Origin of the sequence: Phenylobacterium sp. (assembly GCF_030654915.1) — a bacterium.
Taxonomy (GTDB): Bacteria; Pseudomonadota; Alphaproteobacteria; order Caulobacterales; family Caulobacteraceae; genus Phenylobacterium.
Map to the genome: position 1 here is coordinate 1 of NZ_JAURWM010000240.1, position 6,720 is coordinate 6,720.

Consider the following 6,720-nt stretch of genomic DNA (forward strand, 5'->3'; position numbering starts at 1 on the left):
CCGATCCGGCTCCCCATGCCGCCGTCCACGGGCAGGATCGCCCCGGTGATGAAGCCCGCCTCGTCGGAGGCCAGGAAGAGGGCCGCATAGGCGGTGTCCCAGGCGTTGCCCATCTTGCCGCCCAGCGGAACTCTTGCATTACGGGCGGCGCGGACCGCCTCCTGCTCCTGGCCGCTGGCCTGGGCGATGCCGGCCACGGCCATGGGAGTGTCCATCAGGCCCGGCATGATGGCGTTGCAGCGAACGCCCTTGGCGGCGTTGGACTGGGCGACGCTGGTGGTCAGGCGGTTCACCGCCGCCTTGGAGACCTCGTAGGCCACCTGATTGCCGCCGGCGATCCCGGCCAGGGACGAGATGTTGACGATGGCCCCGCCGCCCTGCTCGCGCATCGTCGGGATGGCGGCCTTGATGGTCAGCCACATGCCCTTGAGGTTGACGCTGAGGATTCGGTCGAAGGCGGCCTCCTCGACCCGGTGGGCCGGCCCGTCGCCGCCGCCGACGCCGACATTGTTGATCAGGATGTCGATGCGGCCCAGGCGGGCCTTGGCGGCCTCGATCATGGCCTCGACGTCGCTGGCCTTGGTGACGTTGGCGGTGAAGGCGGTGGCCTTGCCGCCCTCGGCCACGATCATGGCGGCGGTCTCCTCGGCGCGCTCGGCGACGCGGTCGACGCAGAGCACCTCCGCGCCTTCCCGGGCGAACAGGATCGACATGGCCCGCCCATTGCCGATGGTCTCGCCCGGCGTCTGGCCGGCGCCGACGACGACGGCGGTCTTGCCCTTCAGGCGGTCCGTCATGCTCAGAACCCCTTCAGGTCGGGGTCGAGGGTCTGGCCCTCATCAAGCTGCACGCCGAAGGAATTGAGGATCATCGAGACCTGGGTGTACTGGCCGGCGGTGAACACCACGTCCATGCACTGCTTGTCGGTAAAGTGCGCCTTCAGGGCGGTCCAGGTCGCGTCGGTGATGAACTGGTCGTGGTGCAGTTCGTCGGCGGCCCGCAGCAGGGCCTGGTCGGCGGCGCTCCAGCCAGGCGCGTCGGCCCCACCCTTGATCCGCGCGACTTCGTCCTGCGTCAGGCCGGCGCGCACGCCGATCGGCACGTGCTGGGTCCACTCGTAGCCGGACTTGCAGAGGAAGCCGATGCGCAGAATGACGATCTCGCGCTCGCGGGCCGGCAGGTCGTTCTTCTTCGACAGCACATAGTTGCCCCAGGCCAGAAAGCCCTTCGCGGCCTTCGGCGCCTGGATCATGGTCCGGAAGATGTTCAGCACCCGATCGCCCATCGGGGCGACGATCTCCTGCTGCTCGGCGTCGAGTTCGGCGTTCTGGAGCGGCGCGATCCGCGGGCTGGTGAGACGCATCTGCTTCGTTTCCCCTTGGTCTGGTTTGGCCGACACCAAACAGGGGCTCGGCGCTAGGCGCAAGCCTTCCAGCGTTCGGTATGGAGCTTGTGCTTGCCGCAACGGAACAGTGAAAACCCCTGGTCTCTCGTGGTCGGCCAGCCGACACTGGCCCCACAAATCACAACGGGGACCCGGAAAATGGCGATCTCACTCTACGACGTCAGCGTAGCTTCATTCCTTCAGACGCTGAGCGGCGTCGCCGGCTTCCTGGAGCGCGGCCTGGCTCATTGCCAGGACAACAACATCGACCCGCAGGAGATTGTCGAGGCGCGCATGTGCCCCGACATGTTCGACTTCCGCTTCCAGATCATCTCCGTGGCGCATCATTCGCTGGGCGCGATCGAAGGCGTGAAGGCCGGAGTGTTCTCGCCGGGCGGCGACCAGAGCGTGAAGGACTATGCGGGCCTGCAAAAGCTGATCGCTGACGCCATCGCCGGCCTCAAGGCGCTGACGCCGGAAGAGGTCAACGCCCTGGAAGGCAAGGACGTCGCCTTCGCGTTTGGCGAGCGCAAGATCCCGTTCACCGCCGAGAACTTCCTGATGTCGTTCTCGACGCCGAACCTGCACTTCCACGCCACCACCGCCTACGACATCTTGCGGGCGCGCGGCGTGCCGATCGGCAAGCGCGACTATATGGGTCCGCTGCGCATGAAGGCGGCGTAGCTCCGCCTTAGATCCTTCCCGCCGGGGGAGGGGGATCCACGGCGAAGATCGTCAAGGTCCCCCCTCAGTCAGCCAAACGGCTGACGGCTCCCCCAGCGGGGGAGTGGCCGCGGCTTAGCCCTGCTGGATGCGGCCGGGCGCCGGCAGCACGTCGATCAGTTCGATGCGGAAGATCAGCACGCTGTTGCCGGGGATCTCGCCGCCGCCCGCGCCTTCTGGGCCATAGCCCATTTCCGGCGGCACGAAGAGAATCCACTCATCACCTGGACGCATCAGCTGCAGGGCTTCCTTCCAGGCCGGGATCAGGGCCGGCAGCGGCATGGCCGCCGGCTGGCCGCGATCATAGGAGGAATCGAAGATCTTCCCGGAGACCAACTTGCCCTCGTAGTGGACCTTCACCTCGTCCTGCGGACCCGGCTTCAGACCGGTCGCCGGCCCTGAACGGACGATCTTGTACTGCACCCCGGACGGCAGGGTCTGGACGCCCTCGACCTTGGCGTTGGTCGCCATGAAGGCCTTGGCCTCGGCGGCCGACTTGGCCATCTCGGCGGGGTCGCCGCCGGCCTTGTTGCAGCCGGCCAGCGCCAGGACCGCGGCGAGAACGGGGATCAGAAGCTTCATGTCGGGACTTTCCTAGACGGCGCGGGGCGGATAGCCGCACTCGCGCAGGGCTTCCATGATTTCCTGGGTGTGCTGGGCGTCGCGAGTCTCGATCATGATGTCGAACTCCGCGCCCTTGGCCGGCACATCCAGGGCCAGGCGGTTGTGCGCGACCTCGACGATATTGGCGCCCATCTGGCCGATGACGGCCGAGACAGTGGCCAGCAGGCCGGGACGGTCGTCGCCGATGATCCGTAGGCTGACCAAGCGCTGGTCGCGCACCAGTTCGCGGGTCAGGACCGAGGCCAGCAGGCGGGTGTCGATATTGCCGCCGGTGACGATCAGGCCGACCTTCTTGCCCTTGAACTTGCTGGGATAAGCCAGCAAGGCGGCGAGCGAGGCGGCGCCCGCACCCTCGACGACGGTCTTCTCGACGTTGCAGTAGAGGGCCACGGCGCGCTCGAAGTGCGGCTCCTCGATCAGCAACACCTCGTCGATCAGCGGCCGGGAGATGGCGTAGGACAACTCGCCGACCTGCTTGACCGCGATGCCTTCAGCGATGGTCGCCCCGCCGCTGGTGCCGATCACGCCGCGCATCTTGGCGGTGAAGGACGGGTACATGGCCGGCTCGACGCCGATCACCTCGACCTTGGGGTTCAGCGACTTGGCCACGGTGGCGCAGCCGGCGATCAGCCCGCCGCCGCCGATCGGGATCGGCAGGGACTCCAGGTCCGGCACGTCCTCGAACATTTCGAGCGCCACGGTGCCTTGGCCGGCCATCACCTGCAGGTCGTTGAACGGGTGGATGAAGGCCAGGTCGCGCTCGACCTGCAGCTTCATCGCCACCTCGGACGAGGCGTCGTAGTTGTCGCCTTCCAGCACCACATTGGCGCCGTGGGCCCGGGTCTGCTGCACCTTCACGAACGGCGTGGAGCGCGGCATCACGATGGTCACCGGAATGCCCAGCCGGGCGGCGTGATAGGCCAGGCCCTGGCTGTGATTGCCGGCCGAGGCCGCGATCACGCCGCGCCCGCGCTCATTGTCCGACAGTTGCAGCAGGGTGTTGAGCGCCCCGCGCTCCTTGTAGGCGGCGGTGAACTGCAGGTTCTCGAACTTCACCCAGACCTCGGCGCCGGTAATCTCCGACAAGGTCCGCGAATGACGGCAGGGCGTGCGCTCGATGTGCCCCTTCAGCCGGTCAGCGGCGGCGCGGATGTCGTCGATGGAAAGCGTCATGTCAGAGCCGATGTGGGAGATGGCGCCACGTCTAACGGGCGAGCCCCCTTATCGCAATGCGGGCGGGGTCTGCGGTAGGTCGAACAGCCCCGACCCAACATCGATACGGGCCGCCCAACCCGGCGGCTAGACTCGAAAGTTCCCACTTCGTTCTTGCCAAGGTCAGAACTGTCGGACAGGATTTCTCGCTCGAATGGCAAAAATCCGGGGCAACGGAGGGGGATTGGTGGCGGTGATCAGGCCCTGCGCGGAGCTCTATGCCGACTTTCCAGATGACCAGATTGAGGACGAAGATGGCGAGATCATCCAGTTCGGCGGGCGCGGGGTCGCCGAGGCGATAGCCGCCATTCTGCAGCGGCTGGGATACGACGTTTCCCCGCCCGAACATCAGCAAGAGCATGGTTGGGATTTCGAGGTGACGACCCAAGGCAAGCGAGTCTGGATGCAGGTCTCCGACCTTGGCGAGGTCTACATTCTTGCGACGGAGTATTACCCGAGGTTCAGCTTGTTCAAGAAAAACGACTCCACATACCCCGAGCTTTTGACGCGATTGAACGCCGAGTTGCGGGCAGATTCCCGATTTCACAAGGTCTGGTGGCGACTTATCAACGATGTGCTTGCGGAAGCGCCAGGCGCCAACGAGCCGGTGAGCAGCTAGGCCTCCCGCTCCTTCCATCCACGGCCACGGCCACGGCCGCCGAGGCACTGCGCCGCCGGCTCCACGACCTCTACCACTAGCTAGAGCAGGTCCGAGCGTCCCTTGGCCTTCAGGGCCTCGACCCCGGCCCGAACCGCGCCCGGCGCGTCACGACGGGTGACCAGCACCACGCCGTTCTCCACCACCACCACGATATCCTCGACCCCGGCCAGCACCACGACCGGGCCGTCGGTGCGGGCCAGGCAGTCGCGCGTCTCGACGGCGATGACCTCGCCTTCCAGGGCGTCGCCCGAGGCGGTCTTCGCAGACAGCTCCCAGAGGGCGCTCCAGTTGCCGACGTCGGCCCAGCCGATATCGGCCTCGACCACGCTGGCGCGGTCGGTCTTCTCCATCACCGCCACGTCGATGGCGATGCTCGGCGCGGTGAGGAACGCCTCGCCCAAGGCGACCAGGTCGCCGGAGCGGCGAGCGCCGGCCAGCGCCGCCTCGGCCGCAGCCGCCACCTCCGGCGCCAGCAGCCGCGCCTGGTCCAGGAACGCGCCAGCCTTGAACATGAACATGCCGCCGTTCCAGCTGTAGTCGGGATCGGCCACGAAACGCTTGGCGGTCTCCAGGTCCGGCTTCTCGACGAAGCTCGCGACCTTGCGCGCCGCGCCCTGGCCGGTGGCCTGGATATAGCCATAGAGGGTTGAGGGCCCGGTCGGCTTGAGGCCGAGCAGCACGATCTCGCCGGCCTCGGCCGCCGGGCGGCCGGCTTCGATGGCGGCGTGCAGGGCGGCGACGTCGGCGACCAGATTGTCGGCGTGCAGCAGCACCATCAGGGCGTCAGGATCGATCTGCGCGCCATAGGCGGCGACCGCGACGGAGGCCGGAGCAGTGTTGCGGGGCGCCGGCTCGGTGATGATCGCGGCCGGGGCGATCCCGACCTGCGCCAACTGCTCACGCGCCAAGTCGGCCTGGCTCGCGGCGCAGATCACCACCGGGGCCTCGAAGCCCGCCCCGGTCAACCGCAGGGCGGTGTCCTGGATAAGGGTGTTGGCCCCGCCCAGCCGATGAAACTGCTTGGGTCGGACGGTGCGCGACAGGGGCCACAGGCGCGTGCCCGCGCCGCCGGACATCAGCACGGGAATGATCTTGCGGGTCATGGTCAGGCTCAAGCTGCGTCCGCCGCCGGCGGGTCGAATTCGGAGACCAGATGGCCGGGGGCGACCTCGCGTAGCTTCGGCGAATAGACCGGCGCCTTGGGATCGGCGCTGAGTTTCGAGGGCAGGAACCGCAAGGCGCTGCGCGGGTCCATCGGCGAGGGCGGCTCGCCCACCAGCCGCAGGCGCTTGCGGCTGCGCTCGCGGACCGGGTCGGGGATCGGCGCGGCCGACAAGAGGGCCTGGGTATAAGGGTGCTGGGGGGCGGCGTAGAGCTGGTCGCGGTCCGCCTCCTCCATCACCCGGCCGAGATAGAGCACCATCACTCGGTGGCTGATCTCGCGCACCACCGCCAGGTCGTGGCTGATGAAGATCATCGCCAGCCCCATCTCTTTCTGCAACAGGATCAGCAGGTCGATGATCTGGGCGCGGATGGAGACATCCAGGGCCGAGACCGCCTCGTCGCAGATCACCAGCTTGGGGCGCAGGATCATCGCGCGCGCGATGCCCACCCGCTGGTTCTGGCCGCCCGACAGCTCGTGCGGATAGCGGTTGATCAGGGCCGGCGAGAGCCCCGCCCGCTGCATCATGGCCCGCACCTCAAGCTCGCGGTCGGCGGGCTTCAGGTCCGGCTGGAAGACGCGCAGCGGTTCGGCGATCGAGTCGCCGATGGTCATGCGCGGGTCGAGGCTGGCCAGGGGATCCTGGAAGACGATCTGCAGGTCGCGGCGCGCGGCGCGCATGGATTCCTTGTCGGCGCCGGTGATGTCGCGGCCCAGCAGGGTCACCGCCCCGCCGGTGGCCGGGATCAGGTTGATGACGGCCCGCGCCAGGGTGGACTTGCCGCAGCCGCTCTCGCCCACCACGCCCAGGGTCTCGCCCTCGCGCACCTGGAAGGAGACGCCGTCCACGGCGCGCAGGTTCCGCTTGGCGCCGAACAGGCCCTCGCGCATCGGGAACCAGACCTTGATGTCGTGGCCCTCGACGACGACGGGGGCGCCCGGCGCGACCGGGCT

At 67.8% G+C, this 6,720-nt stretch carries 8 protein-coding genes; 2 read left to right on the plus strand and 6 right to left on the minus strand.

Going from position 1 to position 6,720, the window contains the following annotated elements:
- On the minus strand, window positions 1-797 hold a 797-nt coding region (locus Q7T84_RS12465; protein WP_304809321.1), incomplete at its 3' end, for an SDR family NAD(P)-dependent oxidoreductase.
- Window positions 798-799: 2 nt separating this feature from the next.
- Window positions 800-1,363 carry a carboxymuconolactone decarboxylase family protein gene (locus Q7T84_RS12470; protein WP_304809323.1) on the minus strand — a complete coding sequence of 188 codons (564 nt, stop codon included), beginning with the start codon at window positions 1,361-1,363 and terminating at the stop codon, window positions 800-802.
- A gap of 180 nt (window positions 1,364-1,543) precedes the next feature.
- Here Q7T84_RS12470 and Q7T84_RS12475 point away from each other — a divergent pair, with 180 nt between their 5' ends.
- A complete protein-coding gene (locus tag Q7T84_RS12475) occupies window positions 1,544-2,068 on the plus strand; it encodes a DUF1993 family protein (protein ID WP_304809326.1) in 525 nt (174 codons plus the stop codon).
- A 114-nt stretch (window positions 2,069-2,182) separates the two neighbouring features.
- On the opposite strand, the gene Q7T84_RS12480 is transcribed toward Q7T84_RS12475, so the two are convergent.
- Both Q7T84_RS12480 and Q7T84_RS12485 read right to left on the minus strand, forming a co-directional pair.
- Window positions 2,183-2,689, minus strand: a complete 507-nt coding sequence (locus Q7T84_RS12480; protein WP_304809328.1) for an FKBP-type peptidyl-prolyl cis-trans isomerase — start codon at window positions 2,687-2,689, stop codon at window positions 2,183-2,185.
- 12 nt (window positions 2,690-2,701) lie between these two features.
- Complete coding sequence (locus tag Q7T84_RS12485; RefSeq protein ID WP_304809330.1) at window positions 2,702-3,904, minus strand: threonine ammonia-lyase; 1,203 nt, start codon at window positions 3,902-3,904, stop codon at window positions 2,702-2,704.
- Between the two features lie 226 nt (window positions 3,905-4,130).
- Here Q7T84_RS12485 and Q7T84_RS12490 point away from each other — a divergent pair, with 226 nt between their 5' ends.
- Window positions 4,131-4,562, plus strand: a complete 432-nt coding sequence (locus Q7T84_RS12490) for a hypothetical protein (RefSeq protein WP_304809333.1) — start codon at window positions 4,131-4,133, stop codon at window positions 4,560-4,562.
- A gap of 80 nt (window positions 4,563-4,642) precedes the next feature.
- Here Q7T84_RS12490 and Q7T84_RS12495 read toward each other — a convergent pair whose 3' ends face one another.
- Both Q7T84_RS12495 and Q7T84_RS12500 read right to left on the minus strand, forming a co-directional pair.
- The gene (locus Q7T84_RS12495) at window positions 4,643-5,707 is read right to left on the minus strand and encodes a mannose-1-phosphate guanylyltransferase (protein ID WP_304809335.1); all 1,065 of its coding nucleotides are present in this window, start codon (window positions 5,705-5,707) and stop codon (window positions 4,643-4,645) included.
- An 8-nt stretch (window positions 5,708-5,715) separates the two neighbouring features.
- Window positions 5,716-6,720 (minus strand): ABC transporter ATP-binding protein (locus Q7T84_RS12500; protein WP_304809337.1); only part of this gene is annotated, 1,005 nt, incomplete at its 5' end.

Coding starts and splice junctions, on each gene's coding strand:
- Q7T84_RS12470 (WP_304809323.1), bottom strand. CDS start 1,363: ATGCGTCTCACCAGCCCGCGGATCGCGCCGCTCCAGAACGCCGAACTC.
- Q7T84_RS12475 (WP_304809326.1), top strand. CDS start 1,544: ATGGCGATCTCACTCTACGACGTCAGCGTAGCTTCATTCCTTCAGACG.
- Q7T84_RS12480 (WP_304809328.1), bottom strand. CDS start 2,689: ATGAAGCTTCTGATCCCCGTTCTCGCCGCGGTCCTGGCGCTGGCCGGC.
- Q7T84_RS12485 (WP_304809330.1), bottom strand. CDS start 3,904: ATGACGCTTTCCATCGACGACATCCGCGCCGCCGCTGACCGGCTGAAG.
- Q7T84_RS12495 (WP_304809335.1), bottom strand. CDS start 5,707: ATGACCCGCAAGATCATTCCCGTGCTGATGTCCGGCGGCGCGGGCACG.